The organism is Cupriavidus sp. KB_39 (assembly GCF_052114485.1).
Lineage (GTDB): Bacteria > Pseudomonadota > Gammaproteobacteria > Burkholderiales > Burkholderiaceae > Cupriavidus.
Window position 1 is genome coordinate 1 of the sequence record NZ_JBFREV010000171.1, and the last position, 582, is coordinate 582.

The following is a 582-nucleotide window of genomic DNA, read 5'->3' on the forward strand; positions in this document are numbered from 1 at the left end:
CTGCTGACCGACAAGGCCAACACGGTAATGGGGCTCGCCATCCGGCTCGGCAACACGCCGCGCCGCTATCTGGAGCTTGGCTTCCCGGACCTTCCGCTGGCCGTGAAGGTCGCCAATGTCGAGAAAATGCTGTTCCGGCACAACGTGCCGCGGCGATTTCTGGAAGGGATATATGGCACCCTGCTGGCACCCAAGGCGATCTTCAGGTCACACACCCGTCCGCATGATGTGAACGCGGTAGTGCTGTCCTTCGACACCATTCATCTGGGCCCGCTCGTTGCCATCCTGCATGCGGACAAGCAAATCGGCCGCGCCCGTTGCAACGAGCTCGCGAGCATCTATGCGAAGGAAGACAGGGATTTCGAGCGCGTGTGGCGCGCGAAGGGGCTACTGCTTTGGGAGGGGGCCAGCGAACGTGGCGACATGCCCACCATGACGGTGGCGCACAAAAGAAAAACCGCCTGAGAGACACGACTGTCCGGCTCTGATTGCCATAAGTGGGACGCCTCTCAAGCGGTGTGGCCAGTATATGACCTTCGCCCCATCATTGCAACGCCAGCGGATCTGCACCGCGTTGCACAC

At 61.2% G+C, this 582-nt stretch carries 1 protein-coding gene; it reads left to right on the forward strand.

Features of this window, described 5'->3' with window-relative positions; genetic code table 11:
- A partial coding sequence (locus AB4Z27_RS29350; protein WP_441646022.1) for a MuF-C-terminal domain-containing protein occupies positions 1-465 on the forward strand: 465 nt, incomplete at its 5' end.
- Between the last annotated feature and the right edge of the window lie 117 nt (positions 466-582).